20 protein-coding genes are annotated in these 18,383 nt (G+C 68.3%); 7 read left to right on the forward strand and 13 right to left on the reverse strand.

Annotation, left to right across the window (positions count from 1 at the left end; translation table 11 throughout):
* Window positions 1–195: 195 nt before the first annotated feature.
* From JHL17_RS01535 to JHL17_RS01545, 3 genes are all read right to left on the reverse strand, one after another.
* Window positions 196–678: a peroxiredoxin gene (locus tag JHL17_RS01535; protein ID WP_200190295.1), complete on the reverse strand. Its 483-nt coding sequence runs from the start codon at window positions 676–678 to the stop codon at window positions 196–198.
* Window positions 679–836: 158 nt separating this feature from the next.
* Window positions 837–1,187 (reverse strand): zinc ribbon domain-containing protein YjdM, encoded by a 351-nt coding sequence (locus JHL17_RS01540; RefSeq protein WP_200190296.1) that lies wholly within the window; start codon window positions 1,185–1,187, stop codon window positions 837–839.
* Between the two features lie 100 nt (window positions 1,188–1,287).
* On the reverse strand, window positions 1,288–3,378 hold the full coding sequence (locus JHL17_RS01545) for a protein-disulfide reductase DsbD family protein (RefSeq protein WP_200190297.1): 2,091 nt from the start codon (window positions 3,376–3,378) through the stop codon (window positions 1,288–1,290).
* 194 nt (window positions 3,379–3,572) lie between these two features.
* On the opposite strand from JHL17_RS01545, the gene JHL17_RS01550 reads away from it, so the two are divergent.
* Window positions 3,573–4,163: a YqgE/AlgH family protein gene (locus tag JHL17_RS01550; RefSeq protein WP_200190298.1), complete on the forward strand. Its 591-nt coding sequence runs from the start codon at window positions 3,573–3,575 to the stop codon at window positions 4,161–4,163.
* Between the two features lie 61 nt (window positions 4,164–4,224).
* On the opposite strand, the gene moaE is transcribed toward JHL17_RS01550, so the two are convergent.
* From moaE to JHL17_RS01590, 8 genes are all read right to left on the reverse strand, one after another.
* Window positions 4,225–4,683 carry a molybdopterin synthase catalytic subunit MoaE gene (gene moaE / locus JHL17_RS01555; protein WP_200190299.1) on the reverse strand — a complete coding sequence of 153 codons (459 nt, stop codon included), beginning with the start codon at window positions 4,681–4,683 and terminating at the stop codon, window positions 4,225–4,227.
* A gap of 4 nt (window positions 4,684–4,687) precedes the next feature.
* Window positions 4,688–4,939 carry a molybdopterin converting factor subunit 1 gene (gene moaD, locus JHL17_RS01560; RefSeq protein WP_200190300.1) on the reverse strand — a complete coding sequence of 84 codons (252 nt, stop codon included), beginning with the start codon at window positions 4,937–4,939 and terminating at the stop codon, window positions 4,688–4,690.
* A gap of 10 nt (window positions 4,940–4,949) precedes the next feature.
* Window positions 4,950–6,227 carry a molybdopterin molybdotransferase MoeA gene (locus JHL17_RS01565; protein WP_200190301.1) on the reverse strand — a complete coding sequence of 426 codons (1,278 nt, stop codon included), beginning with the start codon at window positions 6,225–6,227 and terminating at the stop codon, window positions 4,950–4,952.
* A gap of 70 nt (window positions 6,228–6,297) precedes the next feature.
* The gene (locus tag JHL17_RS01570; RefSeq protein ID WP_200190302.1) at window positions 6,298–6,969 is read right to left on the reverse strand and encodes an HAD hydrolase-like protein; all 672 of its coding nucleotides are present in this window, start codon (window positions 6,967–6,969) and stop codon (window positions 6,298–6,300) included.
* 40 nt (window positions 6,970–7,009) lie between these two features.
* Complete coding sequence (gene mobB, locus JHL17_RS01575; RefSeq protein WP_200190303.1) at window positions 7,010–7,510, reverse strand: molybdopterin-guanine dinucleotide biosynthesis protein B; 501 nt, start codon at window positions 7,508–7,510, stop codon at window positions 7,010–7,012.
* Between the two features lie 11 nt (window positions 7,511–7,521).
* On the reverse strand, window positions 7,522–8,124 hold the full coding sequence (gene pgsA, locus JHL17_RS01580) for a CDP-diacylglycerol--glycerol-3-phosphate 3-phosphatidyltransferase (RefSeq protein ID WP_109049932.1): 603 nt from the start codon (window positions 8,122–8,124) through the stop codon (window positions 7,522–7,524).
* A gap of 78 nt (window positions 8,125–8,202) precedes the next feature.
* The gene (gene uvrC / locus JHL17_RS01585) at window positions 8,203–10,182 is read right to left on the reverse strand and encodes an excinuclease ABC subunit UvrC (protein WP_211113276.1); all 1,980 of its coding nucleotides are present in this window, start codon (window positions 10,180–10,182) and stop codon (window positions 8,203–8,205) included.
* 416 nt (window positions 10,183–10,598) lie between these two features.
* A complete protein-coding gene (locus JHL17_RS01590) occupies window positions 10,599–11,369 on the reverse strand; it encodes an SDR family oxidoreductase (RefSeq protein ID WP_200190304.1) in 771 nt (256 codons plus the stop codon).
* Window positions 11,370–11,464: 95 nt separating this feature from the next.
* Here JHL17_RS01590 and JHL17_RS01595 point away from each other — a divergent pair, with 95 nt between their 5' ends.
* The 3 genes from JHL17_RS01595 (at window position 11,465) to JHL17_RS01605 (ending at window position 13,104) form a co-directional block, all read left to right on the forward strand.
* Window positions 11,465–12,280 carry a hypothetical protein gene (locus tag JHL17_RS01595; protein ID WP_200190305.1) on the forward strand — a complete coding sequence of 272 codons (816 nt, stop codon included), beginning with the start codon at window positions 11,465–11,467 and terminating at the stop codon, window positions 12,278–12,280.
* 41 nt (window positions 12,281–12,321) lie between these two features.
* Window positions 12,322–12,720: a hypothetical protein gene (locus tag JHL17_RS01600; protein ID WP_200190306.1), complete on the forward strand. Its 399-nt coding sequence runs from the start codon at window positions 12,322–12,324 to the stop codon at window positions 12,718–12,720.
* Window positions 12,721–12,936: 216 nt separating this feature from the next.
* Window positions 12,937–13,104: an RSP_7527 family protein gene (locus JHL17_RS01605; RefSeq protein WP_200190307.1), complete on the forward strand. Its 168-nt coding sequence runs from the start codon at window positions 12,937–12,939 to the stop codon at window positions 13,102–13,104.
* A gap of 103 nt (window positions 13,105–13,207) precedes the next feature.
* Here the strand turns inward: JHL17_RS01605 and JHL17_RS01610 are convergent, their stop codons facing one another.
* Window positions 13,208–13,588 (reverse strand): DUF983 domain-containing protein, encoded by a 381-nt coding sequence (locus JHL17_RS01610; RefSeq protein WP_200190308.1) that lies wholly within the window; start codon window positions 13,586–13,588, stop codon window positions 13,208–13,210.
* A gap of 172 nt (window positions 13,589–13,760) precedes the next feature.
* On the opposite strand from JHL17_RS01610, the gene JHL17_RS01615 reads away from it, so the two are divergent.
* Genes JHL17_RS01615 through JHL17_RS01625 form a run of 3 tightly spaced genes read left to right on the forward strand, consistent with a single transcriptional unit; the run spans window position 13,761 to window position 16,496 of the window.
* Window positions 13,761–14,741 (forward strand): ABC transporter substrate-binding protein, encoded by a 981-nt coding sequence (locus tag JHL17_RS01615; protein WP_200190309.1) that lies wholly within the window; start codon window positions 13,761–13,763, stop codon window positions 14,739–14,741.
* A 52-nt stretch (window positions 14,742–14,793) separates the two neighbouring features.
* Entirely contained in the window at window positions 14,794–15,702 is a 909-nt protein-coding gene (locus JHL17_RS01620; RefSeq protein WP_200190310.1) for an ABC transporter permease, read from the forward strand.
* Entirely contained in the window at window positions 15,699–16,496 is a 798-nt protein-coding gene (locus JHL17_RS01625; protein ID WP_200190311.1) for an ABC transporter ATP-binding protein, read from the forward strand. The genes JHL17_RS01620 and JHL17_RS01625 overlap by 4 nt, the downstream gene beginning before the upstream one ends.
* Here the strand turns inward: JHL17_RS01625 and JHL17_RS01630 are convergent.
* Window positions 16,493–18,292: a monovalent cation:proton antiporter-2 (CPA2) family protein gene (locus tag JHL17_RS01630; RefSeq protein WP_345773739.1), complete on the reverse strand. Its 1,800-nt coding sequence runs from the start codon at window positions 18,290–18,292 to the stop codon at window positions 16,493–16,495. The genes JHL17_RS01625 and JHL17_RS01630 overlap by 4 nt on opposite strands.
* Window positions 18,293–18,383: the final 91 nt, after the last annotated feature.

Genomic DNA, 18,383 nt, shown 5'->3' on the forward strand with positions numbered 1-18,383 from the left:
GGATATTCGCTAGAGAAAGTTGCATCTCGTTCGCAGAAGCGAGATCTGTGCATGCCGTAGCCCGCCCCGGGAGAGGGAGGGGACCCACGAAGTGGGGAGGGTGAGGGGCAAAGCAAGGATCCCGAACTGCATGGTTCCTTGCACCACCCCTTACCCCTCCCTCTACTGGGGCGGGAGAGGGAGTTGCTTCCTACCTCAGATCTTCTCCAGCACCGCTTCGGCCGACGACACCTCGAACTTGCCGGGGGCCTCGACGGCGACGTGGGTGACCTTGCCGTCCTCCGCCACCAGGGCGAAGCGCTGGCCGCGGGTGCCCAGGCCATAGCCCGAGCCATCCATCGTCAGGCCGAGAGCGGTCGTGAAGGTGGCGTTGCCGTCCGGCAGCATCGCGACCTTGTCGCCGACCGCGCCCTTGTCACCCCAGGCGCGCATCACGAACGGGTCGTTGACCGCCAGGCAGATAATGCTGTCGACGCCCTTGGCCTTCAGCGCGTCGGCCTGCTGGACAAAGCCCGGCAGGTGCTTGGCGGAGCAGGTCGGGGTGAAGGCGCCGGGGACGGAGAACAGGACGACCTTCTTGCCCTTGAACAGCTCGTCCGTCGTCACTTCCTGCATGCCGTTGTCGGTCAGCCACTTCAGCGTGACGGACGGAATGGTATCGCCAACCTGGATGCTCATCGTCTCTAACCCTTCCCGTTTTTGGGCCCGTCCCGTATTTGGGTTTGACCCGTTTTCTGGGTTCGACCGGACCGTCGTTGCGGGTCCCGGCCCCGCATCCCTTCTATCCCCCGCGGCGAAGGGCCGCAAGGCGTGGTTGGCCCGGCAAAGCCGCGGGATCAAGCCTTCTTCACGAATTCCGACTTCAGGTTCATGGCGCCGATGCCGTCGATCTTGCAGGCGATGTCGTGTCCGTCGACCCCGTCCACCAAGCGGATGTTCTTCACCTTGGTCCCGCCCTTGACCACCAGCGACGATCCCTTGACCTTCAGGTCCTTGATCACCGTGACGCTGTCGCCGTCGCTCAAGGGATTGCCGTTGGCGTCGCGCACGCCCTGCCCGCCCCCGGCATCCGCGGCGGCAGCCGTATCCGGGTTCCATTCATGCCCGCAGTCGGGGCAGTTCCACAGGCTCCCGTCATGATAGGCATTCTCTGAATTGCACTGCGGGCAGTTGATCTGATCGTCCATCTTCGTCCTCTTGGCACGGGAGCCTCCTCCCGGAGGCGCCCTGTTACCGCAGAATAGCCGCAACAGCCATAGGCCTTTTCTGACTTGGCCGGACAGCCAATCAGGACGCGCGGCCGGCCGCCTTGCTCAGCGCTTCCAGCACCGCACCGTCACTCAGCAGTTCCGGAAGGGCGATGCCGTCCGGCGCGCCGGGTCCATAGACGATGTTGAAGGGGATGCCGTACCGGCCATGGTCGGCCAGGAACTTCGCGATCGCCGCATCCGGACGGGTCCAGTCGGCCCGCATCGCCACCACGCCCGACTCCTCCAGCCGCTGGGCGACCTCGCCGCGATTGAGAACCAGCTTCTTGTTGGCTTGGCAAGTGATGCACCAGTCGGCGGTGACATCGACGAAGACCGTGCGGCCGGCGGCGACATGCTCGCGGATCGTCGGTTCGGCGAAGGGCACCCAGCGCGCCTTGGAGTCGCCGGCCACCGGTGCCGCCCCTGCCGACGGGCCGACCACCGCCGGCATGGCGAAGGCGACGATCGCCAGCACGCCTGCCAGCATCGGCCCGGCGGCCCGGGCGGCGCCGCGCGCACTCCGCCCCACCCACAGCGCCAGCACCAGCGCCGCCATCAGCAGCCCGACCGTGGCGGCGGCGACCTCGCCGATCTGCGCGGTCAGCACCGACAGAAGCCAGAGCGCCGTCAGCATCAGCGCGAAGCCCAGCACGATCTTCAGCGTCGCCATCCAGCGCCCCGGCCGCGGCAGCCAGCCGGCCACCCGCGGCCAAGCGGCCACCGCCAGATAGGGCAGCGCCAGCCCGACGCCCAACGTGGCGAAGATCGCATAGATCTCGACCGGCCCCTTGGACAGCGCGAATCCGACCGCCGTGCCCAGGAAGGGCGCCGAACAGGGGGTCGCCAGCAGAGTCGCGAACATGCCGGTGGCGAAAGGGCCGGCCAGCCCGTCGCCGCCCAGCCGGTCAGCCAGGACGCGCGGCAGCGGCACCTCGAACAGCCCCCACAGATTGGCGGAGAACAGCGTGACCAGCACGACCATGAACACCAGGAACAATGGCTGCTGGAACTGGATGCCCCAGCCGACCGCCCCGCCCGCCGCCTTCACCCCCACCAGCACCGACGCCATCAGCAGGAACGAGGCCAGGATGCCGGCCGCACTCGCCAGGAAGCCGGCACACACCGCCGCAGGGGCGCGGCCGCCATGCTTGACCACCGACATCAGCTTCAGCGACAGCACCGGCAGGACGCAGGGCATCAGGTTCAGGACCAGCCCGCCCAGCAGCGCCACCCCCAGCATCGCCGCCAGCCCGGCCCCGCCGCCGCCGGAGGCGCCGCTGCCGGCCGATGCCGTCACCGGCGCCTCCACCGCCTTGTCGCCGTCGACCAGGGTCAGCGTCATCGCCCGACCGGACAGGTCGAGGCCCGGCGACGGATCGGTCACCGCCAGCGTCAGGCGGACATGGCGGTCATTGTCGGAAAAGACCGCCTTGGGAGCGGAGAAGGTCAGCGGCGGATCGGTTTCGACGAACAGGTCGGGTGTGACGAATCCGTCGATGGCGGTCGCTTCGACCTCCAGCGCGCCACCCTTGCCCTGCACCGACTCGATGCGCAGCAGCCCGTTCGGCCCCTTCGGCACCAGCGCCTGGGCGCGCGCGACGTCGTTGGCGACCTCGCTCGGCCCGGCCGGTCCTGCCGGCAGCGCCAATGCGAGGTCCAGGGTCTGCGGCACGCAGATTTCCGAACAGACCAGGAGCTCCGCGCTCAGCGCCAGATCGACGGGCTTGCCGGGCGTGGTCGGCGTGCCCTGGATCGGAAACAGGACCGCGGTGTCGTAACCCGCCGTCTCGAATCCCAGGACGGAGAAGCGGTGCGGCGCCGGATAGGACAGCGTCGCCCCACCCAGGTTGTTCGACCGGCTCCAATCCAGGCGCGGGGCGAATCCGGCGTCGCCGGGAGTGCGCCAATAGGTCTTCCAGCCCGGCTCCAGCCGCAGTTCGAGCCCGAGCGGCAGCGCCGTCAGGTCGCCGGTGGCGCGCACCGCCGACACGAGACGCGCCTCGACCTGTCCGGCCTTGACCCAGGCGCCAACCCCCTCTCGACCATCCACATCCTGCGCGAAGCCGGATACGCCGCCGCCGGCCAGCATGGCCGGGAGCAGCAGGAGGGCGAGGACATGTCTTTTCATCGCGCGCACTGTTCTCTTCCCTGGAAGGGGCGCATCCGCGTCCCCGACACCCTATATGATAGCCCATATAATGGTGACAAAGCTCGGCCGGTGCTGTCACACTCCGGTGAAAGCGTCGCCAGAGCGCCAACCACAACCGACCGTACGGACGGAGGCGGGCTTCCGCACCGGACCGACGACAAGGATTATCGCCCATGCCGCGCCTGACCAAGTCTCCGGACTCCAGGACCACGGAATCGCTGACCGGCCAGCTGCTGATCGCCATGCCCGGAATGGAGGACCCTCGTTTCCAGCGTACGGTCATCTATGTCTGCGCCCACAATGAAGACGGCGCAATGGGTCTGGTGGTGAACCGGCTGTTCGGGTCGATCACCTTCGAGGATTTGCTGGAACAGCTCGACATGGATATTTCGCAGCCGGTCAACAATCTGCCGGTGCATTACGGCGGTCCCGTCGAGTCGGGCCGCGGCTTCGTCCTGCACTCCACCGACTACGTCCGCGACGGCACGCTGGTGGTGAACGACGAGGTGGCGCTGACCGCCACCATCGACATCCTGCGCGCCATCTCCGAAGACCGCGGTCCGCGCCGCAACCTGCTGCTGCTCGGCTACGCCGGCTGGGGACCGGGTCAACTCGACGCGGAATTCCAGGCCAACGGCTGGCTGAACGTGCCCTGCGACGAAAAGCTGCTGTTCGAAACCGATCTGGATGCCAAGTGGGAACGCGCCATCGGCAAGCTGGGCGTCAGCGTCTCGATGCTGTCGGGCGAAGCCGGCCACGCGTGAGTGGCCGGTCCCCAGGTTGGTTGAGAATCGAAGCGCCGCCCTCTCCAGGATAGGCGGAGGCTCAGGTCTTCTCAGCCCACCGCGCTGCCGCGGCATCATCGCTGTCCTTCGCCTCGACCCAGCGCTCCCCTTCCGGCGTGGCTTCCAGCTTCCAGAAGGGGGCCTTGGTCTTCAGCCAGTCCATCAGGAAGCGGCAGGACTCGAAGGCCGCGTCGCGGTGAGCCGACGCGGTGGCGACCATCACGATGCGGTCGCCCGGCTCCAGCCGGCCATGGCGGTGGATCACCAGCACGTCGTCCAGCGGCCAGCGGCGGCGCGCTTCCTCCTCGATGGCTTCCAGCTGCTTCTCGGTCATGCCGGGGTAATGTTCCAGCGTCATGGCGCTGACCGCGGCCCCCCCGGCGATGTCGCGCACCAGCCCGACGAACATGACGACCCCGCCGATGCCGGTGCGGCCTGCCGTGAAGGCGGCATATTCGGCACCGACGTCGAAATCCCCGGCCTGGACGCGAATCGCCATGGCGTCAGCCCCCCGTCACCGGCGGGAACAAAGCGACCTCGTCGGTCGCGGATATCGGGTGGTCGTAGGGCACATGCTCCTGGTTCACCGCCACCTTGACCACCTTGCTGTTGGCCAGCGCCTCGGCGTGGCGGGGGCTGCGGGTCTTCAGCCAATCGACCAGCGCACCGGCGGTGCTGACCTCCGGCGGCAGCTCCACGATCTCGGTCGGCACGCCGATCTTGCTGCGCAGCCAGGCGAAATAGAGAATCTTCATCACGCGACCCCTACAGGAATTCTTTGAAAGGCAGGAAATCGACGGTCATGCCGGGTTCGACCCGGGCGAGGTCCTCCGGCAGTTCGATCAATCCCTCGGATTCGACGAGGGACGACAGGACGCCGGCGCCGTCGCGCGGGTATTTCGTCGCCTCCAGCGCGCCATCGTCGGCGCGGGTCAGCGATCCGCGCAGGAACTCGCGCCGGCCCGGCTTCTTCTTGTGGGCGAAGGTGGCACGAACCGGGATCGGCCGTGGCGTCTCGTCCATCGCCCCCATCAGCCGCAGCAGGATCGGACGGGCGATGCGCAGGAAGGTCACCACCACCGCCACCGGGTTGCCGGGCAGCCCGACGAAGACGGCGTCGCGCACGCGGCCCAGCGCCACCGGCCGGCCGGGCTTGATCGCCAGCCGCCAGAAATCCAGCCGGCCGTTGGCCTCGACCGCCGGCTTGACGTGATCCTCCTCCCCGGTGGACATGCCGCCGGACGTGATCAGCGCATCATGGCCCATGGCCGCCGCCGCCAGAGCGTCGCGAATGGTCTCGAACCGGTCGGGCAGGATTCCGAGGTCGGTGACGGCACAGCCCAGCCTGCTCAGCAACGCGATCAAGGCAAAGCGGTTGGCGTCATAGACGGCACCGGGCTCCAGCGCCTGCCCGGGCTGGCGCAATTCGTCGCCAGTGGAGAAGACCGCCACCCGCAGGCGGCAGCGCACCGCCAGCGCCGCGTGGCCGAGCGAGGCGGCGAGCGCGATGTCTTCCGGCCGCAGGCGGCGCCCGGCGGCCAGCACGACCGAGCCCTCGCGCACATCCTCCCCCGCCAGCCGCCGATTGACGCCGCGACGGATGCCCGCCGGCAAGGTGACGGTGGCGCCGTCGCTGCGGCAATCCTCCTGCATGAAGACGGTGTCCATGCCGGCCGGCATCGGTGCGCCGGTGAAGATGCGCACCGCCTCCCCCCGCATCGCCGGCCGGCCCAGCCACTGACCGGCGGCGACCCGCCCCGTGACCGGCAGCACGGTCGGCGCATCGGCGGCCCCAGCGGCGACCCCGGCAGCGACAAGATCGTCGAAGAACACCGCGTATCCGTCCACCGCGGCGTTGTCATGCGGCGGCACGTTGAAGGGGGCCACCAGATCGGCGGCAAGCACCCGGCCCAGCGCATCGGTCAGCGTTACGGTTTCGGTCGCCGTCACCGGCCCGATCCGTCCGGTCAGCAGCGCCAGCGCCGGATCCACCGCCATCATCGGCCCGCCGAAGGCGAAGCAATCATTGTCGAGTTGCACCATGGCCGCCACTCTAGTCCGCTGCGGCGCCGGGTGCGAAGAGGGAAAAGGCGTGGTTTCCGGGACGTGGCATTCAGCCGCCGAACAGGCCGGGGATTTCCTCCACACGGGTCAGCAGCCTGTCCGGCCGCCGTGCCGCCAGCGCATCGCCGCGCGCATACCCCCAGGTCACCGCGGCACAGCCGATTCCAACTTTTCGCGCCGCGTCGATGTCGCGAACCTCGTCGCCGATGGCGACGGCCTGGTCGGCCGGAACTCCGGTCATCCGCAGCATCTTGCGGAATTTTGCCGCCTTGCCGAACAGCGAGGCGCCGCAGCCGAAATGGGCGACCCGACCGGCCGCCTCCGCCCCCAGGATGCCGCGGATGTTCTCCACCGAGTTCGAACTGACGATGGCGACGGTCACGCCACGGCCATTCAGCACCCGCAACATCTCGGGCACACCGTCGAACAGCCCGATGCCGTCGATGTCGCGCGCCATCAACTCGCGCATATGGTTGGCGATGAAGGGAAGCTTCCAGTTCGATACGCCCAGGTGCCGCATGATCTGCCGCGCATCGTAGCCGCGCAGACGCTCGACCTCGCCGGCCTGCACACGGTTGAAGCCATAGCGGTCGGCGACTCCGTTCAGGACGCCGACGAACCAGGGGAACGAGTCGGCCAGCGTGCCGTCGAAGTCGAAGATCGCCAGCCGGTAGTCACGGCGTTCGAGCCCCTGCGGCCCGTGGGAAGGTATGGTGTCCATGCCGTGTCTCTTGCCGCGTCGAACGGGCGACGGCGCAGCCTCACCTCAGGCCGCAACGCTCCACCACGAAGGCAGCGACCGCCTCCGCGTCGTTGAGATCGAGCACCGGCACGGTGCAACCGGGGACCGGGCTGTCGCTGGCCACCGCGACGATGGTCGGATCCTCCGGCGCGATCAGCGGCTTGTCCACATCCGCCCGCCAGACTTCGATCTTCTCATGGCGGTCGCGCTTGAAGCCCTCGATCAGCAGCAGGTCGACAGGAGCCACCTTGGCAATCAGCTGATCGAGCGTCAGTTCCGGCTCGCCATCGCGCAGCTCGTGCATCAGCGCCCAGCGGCGGGGCGAACTGACCAGAACCTCGGTGGCACCGGCCAGGCGATGATTGTGGCTGTCCTTGCCGGGATGGTCGATGTCGAAGCCCTTGTGGGCATGCTTGACCGTCGAGACCCGCAAGCCCCGGCCCGTCAGCGCCGGGATCAGCCGCACCATCAGCGAGGTCTTGCCGCTGCCGCTCCAGCCGGTCAGCCCGAAGATTTTCATGTCGGAAACTCTCAGCCGGCGCTGCGGGCGGAACGGGCGGCCCCGGGCTTCGCCGGCTGCTCGGCCATCATGTGGGTCAGTCCGGCGCGCATGTAATCCCATCCGGTGTAGAAGGTCAGGGCGGCGGCGATCCACAACCCGACCGTACCGATGAAGGTCACCGGCAATTCCGCCGGACCATAATCGCCGACGATCAGGAATCCCAGCGCGATCATCTGGATGGTCGTCTTCCATTTCGCCAGCCAGGTCACCGGCACGCCGACATGCAGGCCGGCCAGATACTCGCGCAGGCCCGACACCAGCACCTCGCGCAGCAGGATCACCACTGCCGGCAGGATCGACAAGCCGGTCAGCCGATGGAAGCCCGCCAGCATGATCAGCGTCGCCGCCACCAGCAGCTTGTCGGCGATGGGGTCCAGGAACTTGCCGATCACGCTTTCCTGCGCCCAGGCCCGCGCCAGATAGCCGTCGAACCAGTCGGTGATGCAGGCCGCGGCATAGAGCGAGCAGGCGGTGTAGGCGGCCCAAGCCTCCGGCACGTAGAACAGCCCGACCACCACCGGGATCACCGCGATGCGCGACAGGGTCAGCAGGTTGGGCAGGCTGGTCAGCATGACGGAAAACTCGAACCGCTGGAGGATGTCGCCGCACGGCGCCCGTGGGAGAGCCGGCTGTTTGCAGATGCCCGCATTCTAACCATCGGGATGGAAGTGATCGTATATCTTTTTCGCAACGGTCCGATTGATCCCCTCCACCGCCTCCAAATCGGCAAGCCCGGCGCGCGCCACCGCCGCGCCGCTGCCGAAATGGTGCAGCAGGGCTTTCTTGCGGGCGGGTCCGATGCCGGCGACCTCGTCGATCGGCGACTTGCCGATGGCCTTGGTCCGCTTGGCCCGATGGGTGCCGATGGCGAAGCGATGGGCTTCGTCGCGCAGCCGCTGCAGGAAATACAGCACGGGATCGCGCTGCTCCATCTGGAAGGGCGGGCGATTCTCCATGAAGAAATGTTCGCGCCCCGCATCGCGGTCCGGTCCCTTGGCGATGCCGACCAGCGTGACGTCGTCGATGCCCAGTTCCGCGAACACCTCCAGCGCGACGTTCAACTGCCCGAGGCCGCCGTCGATCAGCACCAGATCGGGCCAGCTTCCCAGGCTACGCTCCGGGTCCTCCTTCATCGCCCGGCCGAATCGGCGGGTCAGCACCTCGCGCATCATGGCGAAATCGTCGCCGGCCGCCCCTTCGTTCCGGATGTTGAACTTGCGGTAGGCGTTCTTGATGAAGCCCTCCGGCCCGGCGACGATCATGCCGCCGATGGCGTGAGCCCCCTGGATGTGGGAGTTGTCGTAGACCTCGACCCGCTCGGGCGGTCCGTCCATGCCGAAGGCGGCGGCCACCCCCTCCAGCAGGCGTGCCTGGCTGGAGCTTTCGGCCAGCCGCCGCCCATGCGCCTCGCGCGCGTTGGTCAGGGCATGCTCGACGATCCGCCGCTTCTCCCCGCGCTTGGGCTCCGCCAGCTCGACCTTGTGCCCGGCGCGCACGGCCAGGGCCTCGGTCAGCAGGTCCAGCTCCGGCAGCGCGTGGCTGACCAGAACCAGCGGCGGGGCGGCCTTGTTCTCATAGAATTGGGCGATGAAGGCGGCCAGCACCTCGTCGGTTTCCGCCGCCTTGTCATGGCTGGGGAAATAGGCCCGGTTGCCGTAGTTGCGCCCGCCGCGGAAGAAGAAGACCTGGATGCAGGTCACCCCGCCCTCGGCATAGGCGGCGATGACGTCGGCATCCTCCACCACCCCTTCGACATTGATGTCCTGGTGGGCCTGGATGGCGGTCAGCGCGCGGATACGGTCGCGGTAGCGCGCCGCCGTCTCGAAATCCATCGCCTCGGAGGCCGCCATCATGCGGTCCGCGAATTCCGTCTGGATGTCGCGGCTCTTGCCCGACAGGAAGGCGCGCGCCTGGTCCACCTGCGCCTGGTACTCCGCCGGGCTGACGCGGCCGACGCAGGGCGCGGTGCAGCGCTTGATCTGGTACTGCAGGCAGGGGCGGGTGCGGGCGGCGAACACCGTGTCGGCGCAGTTGCGCAGAAGGAAGGCGCGCTGCAGCGCCGTGATCGTCCGGTTCACAGCGCCGGCCGAGGCGAATGGACCGAAATAGTCGGCGTCGCGCCCGCGCGCGCCGCGATGCTTGGTCAGCTGCGGATAATCATGGTCCTTGGTAATCATGATGTGCGGAAAGGTCTTGTCGTCCCGCAACAAAACGTTGTAGCGGGGCATCAGCTTCTTGATCAGGTTCGATTCGAGAAGCAGCGCCTCCACCTCGGTGTGGGTGTTGACGAACTCCATCGTCTCGGTCTCCGCGACCATGCGCTGGAGCCTGACCGGCAGCTTTCCGACCTGGGTGTAGTTGGTCACCCTGCGCTTCAGGTTGCGCGCCTTGCCGACATACAGGACCGCCCCGTCACCCGCCAGCATGCGGTAGACGCCCGGAGTCTGCGGCAGGGTCTTCAGATGCTCCCGGATGATCTCGACGCCCCGGTCGATGTCGGCCGGGCGCCGCTTCGGACGCGCGGCCACACCGGCGTCAGCCGGTGCCTCGGCGGCAGGAGCGCTCGCATCGCCTCCGGCGGCATCGGCCGAAGGGGAATCCAGGGGAGCGGAGGAATGCGTTTCGGACATGACCAGAATGTCGTCGACCGGCCGTCCCGGGTCAACCGTTGGGCACATGCCTTGCGCATGCGGAGCGACTCACCCCTCCTGAAGAATATCCACGAAACCTGTGGATAAGTTTGTCGATAACGGAGTGAGTAGCCCGTTCGGAGCCAAGCGCCGCAAGGGATCGCATGCCTCCGCCTATTTTTTGGGCATTTTACCTAACTCCTTGATTTCCTTAGGTCAGCTTCAAGTCAAGCAGGGCATTCGACGCGTAGCTACAAAATTGTCGCAGGGCTGCAGGCGCCTCTTGCGCGGGGTGGGGCACCTGTGTAAAACGCGCGGTCGCTTTCGCCGCACCGCACCAACGGGGTCTTGCCCCGCTCCCCGTCCCCGCACTCGGCGGGGTCGCCCTCTCCATGTTCAAATCGTGTAACCGGCGGCTATTCGTTGGGGACGAAGCCATGCAGCGGCTGCGCCCATCCCAGATGCTCCCCGCCGTCCAGCGCGATCATCTGGCCGGTCATCGCCGGTGCGGCGATCAGGAAACGGATGGCGGCGCAAATCTCTTCCGGCGTGGTGCCGCGCTGCAGGGGGGTCGCATCCCACTGGGCGGCGAACTCCTCCTCCGTCTGGCGATCGTTGCGCAGGGTGGGACCGGGACCGATGCCGTTGACGCGGATGCGCGGCGCAAGCGCCAATGCCATCGTGCGGGTCAGCGCCCATAGCCCCATCTTCGACAGCGTGTAGGAAACGAAATGCGGCGTCGGATTCCAGACGCGCTGGTCGATCACGTTGACGATCAGCCCGCCTTCGTCCTCCGGCAACCGTGACGCGAAATCCTGCGACAGCACGAAGGGTGCCCGCAGATTCGCTTCCATATGGGCGTCCCAGGATTCGCGGGTCACGTCGGCGACCTCGTCGCGTTCGAAGCGGGAGGCATTGTTGACGAGCAGGGTCAGCGGGCCCAGCCGCTCGGTTGCCGCCGGCACCAGCGTCTTGACCTCCGCCTCGCGGTCCAGGTCTGCGGCGAAGGCCATGGCGCGGCCCCCTGCCCGCTCGATCTCCGCGACGACGGCATCGGCCTCGGCGCGCGAGCTTCGGTAGTGGACGGCGACGTCCCAGCCCTGTTTCGCCAGATCGAGCGCGATGGCCCGCCCGATGCGTTTGCCGGCCCCGGTCACCAGGGCCGCTTTCCTCTTGATCTCGACCATGGCGCCATAGGTACCTTGCCGTCGCCGCCGGTCAAGGGGCGAGAAGGCCGAAGGGCGAGACCGGAGGAGAGGTTGTAGGGAGGGGAAAGCCGGCGATGTTGCGCGAAGCCTTCGAATATCTGACCACGCCCTGCCCACCGCTGGCCCGCCGTTTCGGTTACCTGTCGGAGATGGTTGCGCTCGGCGCCCGCTATCGCCGTCAGAGCCGGGCCTGGGCTCCGCATGTCGCCGCTTGCCACCGCTTCGTCGATCAGGCGATGCAGCGGACGGATCCGGGCGGGCGGGCGCTGGTCGCCGGATCGGGGCTGCTGATCGAAATCCCGCTCGACGCGCTGGCCGCCCGGTTCGACGAGGTGGTCCTGGTGGATATCCTGCACAGCCGTGCCGTGCGCCGGCGCGCGGCGAGCCTGGCCAACGTCCGCCTGGTGGAGACGGACGTCAGCGGCGCGCTGGCCCCGCTTGCGGTGGCGCTGGACCGCGGCGCCCCGCTGCCCACCGGATTCGAACCGCCGACGCCGCAGGACGGCCCGTTCAGGTTCGCGGTGTCGTGCAACCTGCTGTCCCAGTTGCCGCTGCTGCCGCTGGAGGCGGTGGAACGGCACGCTCCGGGCATCGGAGAGACGGAGCGGCTCGCCTTCGCCCTGCGCATGGTCCACGGCCATCTGCGCTGGCTGGCCGCCGTCGCCGAGCGCGCGGCCCTGTTCACCGACATCGATGCCTCGTGGCTCCACGGCGGCAGCGTGACGGAGGTCGAGGATTCGACCTGGGGCCTCGCCTTGCCCGCCCCGGACATGTCCTGGCTGTGGGACATCGCGCCGGCACCCGAGCAGGACCGCAGGCAGGACCTGCGCCACAGCGTCGGCGGCTGGTTCGATGTGCGGACTGTGACGAGTGTCCTCCCGTCCTGTTGAGGGAAGCTGAAACCTCAGACCTGACAGACGGGAGAGCGCCCATGTCCACCAGCGATCGCAACCGCGCCGGAGACGACCGTTCCATCGATGATCGGCGCAGGGACGACCGGAACATCGGCAACGCGACCGGCCCCAGCGACAGTGGCGGCATCGACGAACGCGAAATCCCCCTGGACATCCGCGAGACGCGCGACCACCCGGATGTGGACGAGGAAATCCAGGGCTTCCAGCGCATCATCGGGCCCGGCGCCGGTGGCCCCATCGACCAGCCGGACGAGGATTTCGGCATTCCCGGCAGCGAGGAGGCCGGCGGCCTCGGCACCGGTCCGCTGCCGCCGCGCCAGCCCGACCATCCGCCGGGACGGACGGGCGGTGACGGCGACGACCGGATCGTCTCGGATCGCAATGTCGCGGTGGACGGTGCGCGGGACCGCAAGTGATCGGGACGGCGAACTGTTGTCCGACAGGCCGCGCACAGTGTCCTGCGGCAATAGTTCGCACCTCCGTTGATTGAGTCAGCTGATACGGAAATCGTCTGGCGGCTTTGCGTGGGCTGCGCTTCTTGGGGCAGTGGCTCTGCCCTATCTTAGGATTCACAAAGCAAACGAACCCAAGGGAGTGGACGTCTCTCACCTCACGTGGAGATTCCCAAAGCCATGAACACGTTCACCAACGACCCGCGCGACCTCCGCACCCACGACGAAATCATGCTGGCCGCCCGCCAGATGCGCGCCGATTACCTGCGCGAGCTGTTCGGCAAGCTGCGCGCCAGCCTGTCCGGCGCCCGTGCCGGCCACGGCACGGCGCTGCCGAGCGCGCGCTGAGACCGGCGGCTCCGTCGGACAGCGGGGCTCATGCCAGGCAAGGAAACGGCACCGTGCACAGCTGCGCGGTGCCGTTTTCGTATCCAGCCCCGATCGAACCGCCCTACCCGCGTTCCGACCCCGGTGCCCCCGTGCTCCACAGCAGCCCGAGCACCAGTCCCTTGCAGCGCGGCAGAAGGAGCAGCGACAGCAGCACGGTCAGCAAGGGCCAGACCGCCAGGTGAACCCAGGTCGGCGGCTCGTAGGTCTGCTCGACCGACAGCAGGGATGGGATGACGATGTGCCCGACGATCAGGATCGTCATCCAGGGCGGCGCGTCATCGGCACGCAGGTGGCCGTAGGCCTCACCGCAAGCCGAACAGTGATCGACCGGCTTCAGAAAATTCCGCAGCAGCCTGCCACGGCCGCAGTTGGGGCAGTTGCCGATCAGGCCGCGGACCGAGGCGAGAAACTTCGATGGAGCCGTTCCGGTTCCTGCGATCATGACCACTCCTTCCGTGTTGCCCGCAATATAGGCTCTTTGCGGACAGACCACATCCCCGATTGCGGACAGGGCGGTCATGCCTGCGTCCTCGGTCTCCACACTTCCGCTGCCGAGTTGACGGCGGCGTCCGCGCGGTCTAGGGGAAGATCTTCGCGTTCCGGAGACTTGAGCCATGTCCTTCACCCGCCTGTTGTGCACCGCGGCGGCCCTCGCCGCTTTCGTCGGCCCGATCGCCGCGCCGGTTTCGGCGATGGCGCAGAGCAAGACCGTAACGATCACCGCCATCGTCCAGCATCCGGCGCTCGACGCGACCCGCGACGGCGTGGTCGAGGCACTGAAGGACGCCGGCTACGTCCAGGGCCAGAACCTGAAGGTCGAATACCAGAGCGCGCAGGGCAACCCGGCCACCGCCGCCCAGATCGCCCGCCAGTTCGCCGGCTCCCGCCCCGACGTGATCGTCCCGATCTCCACCCCCTCGGCCCAGGCGGTGGCGGCGGCGACCCGCGACATCCCGGTGGTCTTCACCGCGGTGACCGATCCGGTGTCGGCGCAGATGGTGAAGTCGATGGACAAGCCCGGCGCCAACATCACCGGCCTGTCCGATATGGCGCCGGTGGGGGCGCATGTGGCGCTGATCCGCGAGATCCTGCCGCGGGCCAAGCGCATCGGCGTCCTCTACAACCCCGGCGAGCCGAACTCCGTCGTGCTGGTCAAGGCGCTGAAGGACGAGGCGGCGAAGGCCGGCCTGAGCGTCGTCGAGGCCTCCGTGCCGAAATCGTCCGACGCCCAGCAGGCGGTGCGCAGCCTCGTCGGCAAGGCCGATGCCGTCTACATCCCGCTCGACAACACCGTCGTCTCGGCGCTGGAGAGCGTCATCGCCGTCGGGCAGCAGGCCAAGCTGCCGATCTTCTCCGCCGACACCGACAGCGTCGCCCGCGGCACGGTCGCCTCGATCGGCTTCGATTATTTCCAGGTCGGCAAGCAGACCGGCGCCATCGTCGCCCGGGTCCTGAAGGGCGAGAAGCCGGGCGATATCCCGGTGACGCTCGCCAAGGGCACCGATCTGTTCGTCAACCCGAAATCCGCCGCCGCCATGGGCGTCACCCTGCCCGACGCGGTGGTGAAGCGCGCGACCAAGGTGGTCGGACAGTAAGGCTCCCGCCTCCGACCATCCCTGCCGGCAAGACTTCTTCAAAAGCACCGCAATGTCAGAAATCGCCCTCTTCGGCGCCATCGAGATCGGCCTCGTCTATGCGCTGGTCGCCATCGGCGTCTATCTGTCCTTCCGCATCCTCGACTTCCCCGACCTGACGGTGGACGGAAGCTTTCCGCTGGGGGCGGCCGTCTGCGCGGTGCTGCTGATCGCCGGAGTCAACCCGTGGCTCGCCAGCCTCGCCGCGGCGCTGGCCGGGGCGGCGGCCGGGCTGGTCACGGCGACTCTGAACGTGCGCTTCAAGATCCTGCATCTGCTCGCCAGCATCCTGACGATGATCGCGCTGTTCTCCGTCAACCTGCGGGTCATGGGGCGGCCGAACGTGGCGCTGCTGATGCAGGATACGGTGCTGACGCCCTTCTACGGGCTGGGGGTGCCCGACCACATCGTCCGCCCCCTGGTGGTCGGCGCCATCGTGGCGGCGGTCGTGCTGCTGCTGGCCCGCTTCCTCTCCAGCGAATTCGGGCTGGCGATGCGTGCGACCGGGGTGAACGCGCGGATGGCTCGGGCACAGGGCGTCGATACCGACGCCCATGTCTATGCCGGCATCGCCCTGTCCAACGCCCTGACCGGTCTGGCCGGCGCCCTGTTCGCCCAGACCAACGGCTTCGCCGACGTCACCACCGGCATCGGCACCATCGTCGTCGGGCTCGCCGCCGTGATCGTCGGCGAGACGGTGCTGCCCGCCCGCGCCCTGGCCCTGGCCCTGGTCGGCTGCGTCGTCGGTTCGATCCTCTACCGCCTTGCGGTCCAGCTGGCGCTGTCGGCGGACTCCATCGGCCTGCAGGCTTCCGACCTCAATCTGGTGACCGCGGTGCTGGTCGCCGTCGCCTTGATCCTGCCGCGCCTGAAAGCCAAGGCATCCCGTAGCACCGCCCGCAATCCGGGAGCCGCCAGATGATCGCCGTCGAGGACATCCACGTCACCTTCGGGCGCGGCACGCCGCTGGAGAAGCATGCGCTGCGCGGCGTCGACCTGAGCATCCCGGAAGGCCAGTTCGTCACCGTCATCGGCTCCAACGGCGCCGGAAAATCGACCTTCCTCGGCTCGCTGGCCGGCGACGTCCTGGCGGAGCAGGGGCGCATTTCCATCGACGGCGCCGACGTCACCCGGTGGGACACGCCGCGCCGCGCCGGTCTGGTCGCCCGCGTCTTCCAGGATCCGATGGCGGGAAGCTGCGCCGCCCTGACCATCGAGGAGAACATGGCGCTGGCCGCCGCCCGCGGACGCCGCCGCGGCCTGGGGCTGGCGCTGGGCAGCGACCGCCGCAAGGGCTTCCGCGACCGCATCGCCGCGCTGGGGCTGGGGCTGGAGAACCGGCTGCACGACCGCATGGGCCTGCTGTCCGGCGGCCAGCGCCAAGCCGTCAGCCTGCTGATGGCGACGCTCGCCGGCTCCAAGATCCTGCTGCTCGACGAGCATACCGCGGCGCTCGACCCCGCCACCGCCGACTTCGTCCTCGACCTGACCCGCCGCATCGTCCGCGACAACCGCCTGACGACGCTGATGGTCACCCATTCGATGCGGCAGGCCCTGGATTACGGCGACCGTACGCTGATGCTGCACGAGGGCCGCGTCGTCCTCGACGTGGCGGGCGAGGAGCGCGCCGGACTGGACGTGCCGCACCTGCTGGCCCTGTTCGCCAAGCAGCGCGGCGGGGCGGAGATCAGCGACGACAGCCTGCTGATCGGCTAGGCCCTCACCGTCCTCGCCTCGGCCTGTCCTTCGCCCGCGTCCTCCCGGTCGGCCTCGAACAGCGACTGAAGCTCGGCGGCGGCATCGCGGGAGGTCTGGATCAGCTTGGTCTCGTCATTGTGGACGGCATGCTGGCGGATCAGCGTGCGCTCGTCATGGGCACGGAAGGTCTCGAGGGTCCGCGTCACCTCGCCTTCCGCCATGCCCATCTGCCGCAGCACGTCGCCGGTCAGGCGGATGCTGGAATCGAAGGTCTCGCGCACGATGTGGGTGACGCCGCGGTCCATCAGATGATGGACGTGCCGACGGTTTCGCGCCCGGGCGAAGATGGTCAGGTTGGGGAAATGGCGCTTCGCCATCTCCACCACGCGCAGCGACTGCTCCATGTCGTCCAACGCCACCACCAGGACTTGCGCCTTCTCCGCCCCGGCGGCGCGCAGCAGTTCCACGCGCGTGGGGTCGCCGTAATAGGCCTGGCTGCCGAACCTGCGGACGAAATCGACCTGGGCCGCGCTGCTTTCCAGCGCGGTGAAAGGGATGCCGCGCATCCGCAGCACGCGACCGACGACCTGCCCCACCCGGCCGAAACCGCAGATGATGACCGGCGGGTTTTCATCGGGCGGGGTGTCGTAGGGACGTTTGGGCTTGCCCGTCAGCAGACGCGGCGCCAGCCAGCGCTCCTCCGCCGCGAACAGGAAGGGCGTCGCCAGCATCGACAGCGTGACGACCAGCATGGCCGCCGACGCCTGCTCCCCGGCCATGGCGCCGCCGCCGACCGCCAACCCGAACAGCACGAAGCCGAATTCGCCGCCCTGGCTCAGCACCGTCGCCATCCGCATGGCTCCCGCCCACGGCACGCCGGAGAGGCGGGCCAGAACCATCATCACCACCGCCTTCACCGCCAGCAGCGCCAGCGCGAGGCCGAGGAAACGGATCGGATGCGCCAGCAGGGTCGGCACGTCGGCCGCCATCCCGACCGAGACGAAGAACAGGCCGAGCAGCAAGCCCTCGAAGGGTTCGATATCGGCCTGCACCTCGTGCCGGTATTCCGAATCCGACAGCAGGACGCCGGCCATGAAGGCGCCCAGCGACATCGACAGCCCGGCCTCCTCGATCAGCACGGCGGTGCCGATGACGATCAGCAGGGCGGTGGCGGTGAAGATCTCCGGCGCGCCGGCCCGGTCGACGGCATGGAAGATCGGGCGCAGCAGATAGCGTCCGCCGATCAGCACCAGGGCGACCGCGACCACCGCTCTGGCCACCGCCAGCCACGCGCCGTCGGCCTGGGGAACGCTGCCGGTGCCCAGCAACGGCAGCAGCGCCACCGCGGGGATGATGGCGAGATCCTGGAACAGCAGGATGGAGAAGGCGCTGCGCCCCGACTGGTTGGCCAGCAGCCCGCGCTCCGCCATCATCGGCAGCGCCATGGCGGTGGAGGACAGGGCGAAGCCGAAGCCCAGCACCACGGCCGTCGGCCAAGGGAGCCCAAGCCCAACCGCGCACAATCCTGCGATCGCGGCACCGGTCACCGCGACCTGCGCCCCACCCAGACCCAGCACTGATTTCCGCATGACCCACAGGCGGGCCGGCCTCAACTCCAGCCCGATCAGGAACAGCAGCATGACGACGCCGAGTTCCGAGGCATGGGCGATCGCGCCCACGTTGGTCACCAAACCCAATCCGGCCGGTCCGACCGCCAGCCCGGCGGCAAGATAGCCGAGCGGCGCACCGAACCCCAACCGCTTCGCCACCGGCACGGCGACCACCATCGCCGCTAGCAGCACAACCAACGTCACCAGCTCCGCCATAGTCCCCGCCACCCGCCTGTCGAGGGGGGCACTATGGCGCGATTTCAGCAGCCGATACCAGACACTTGACCATCAGTCT

The sequence above is a fragment of the Azospirillum endophyticum genome (genome assembly GCF_016595245.1).
Classification (GTDB): domain Bacteria; phylum Pseudomonadota; class Alphaproteobacteria; order Azospirillales; family Azospirillaceae; genus Azospirillum; species Azospirillum endophyticum.